This window comes from Kocuria sabuli (genome assembly GCF_040981185.1).
Taxonomy (GTDB): Bacteria; Actinomycetota; Actinomycetes; order Actinomycetales; family Micrococcaceae; genus Kocuria; species Kocuria sabuli.
This window is the reverse complement of sequence record NZ_JAVHZE010000098.1, coordinates 1-553: the sequence shown is the minus strand read 5'-3', so window position 1 is coordinate 553 and position 553 is coordinate 1. Positions and strand designations below refer to the sequence as shown.

Sequence of the window (553 nt, the reverse complement as noted above, 5' to 3'; positions counted from 1 at the left end):
GTCCTTTTCTTGTTTGTTATTCTGCGATGACAGCATCGTCAGAGGTCAGGCGAATGTTTCCGTTGGCGGTCAATGCTGCTAGTGCTGCATTTGTTGCTGAACCCATTACGGCGCGGATTGCTTCTGGGTACACATAAATTAGGCGGTCAGCCACGATGACAGGAACATCAGAACCTGCCTCAGCGTAGGAGAGGCACAGAAGCGCATCAGTCCCAGAGGTGTAAAGCGTTCCGGTAGAGGTCACCACGGAACCTGGTTCCACAGCCTGTACGAGTGTCGCGAATACAATCGTTCTGCGGTCAAAATTGGCATATGCCGAATTTTTCACCACGTTGTTATACGTTTTTGGATAATCTTCCAGTTTCATAGTCTTGAATCTCCATTCAGGTCATCGCCAATGATGGCGTTATTATTTCTCTGGCAAATTTGCCATTGAGGGGCGAAAAGAAAGCCGCTATCAGCGACTTCGTTCACTTCGTTTTCCATACAGAAAAAGACCAAGGCGAGAATATCCCGCCTGGTGTAGGTCAGTAGTTTTCTGATGGAGAGATTT

General features: G+C 47.7%; 2 protein-coding genes. Both read right to left on the bottom strand.

Features of this window, described 5'->3' with window-relative positions; translation table 11 throughout:
• Positions 1-16: 16 nt before the first annotated feature.
• On the bottom strand, positions 17-367 hold the full coding sequence (locus tag RE027_RS18090) for a hypothetical protein (protein ID WP_032102837.1): 351 nt from the start codon (positions 365-367) through the stop codon (positions 17-19).
• Positions 364-553: hypothetical protein (locus tag RE027_RS18085; RefSeq protein WP_368809684.1), on the bottom strand; the 190-nt coding region annotated here is incomplete at its 5' end. The genes RE027_RS18090 and RE027_RS18085, both read right to left, overlap by 4 nt.

Coding starts and splice junctions, on each gene's coding strand:
- RE027_RS18090 (WP_032102837.1), bottom strand. CDS start 367: ATGAAACTGGAAGATTATCCAAAAACGTATAACAACGTGGTGAAAAAT.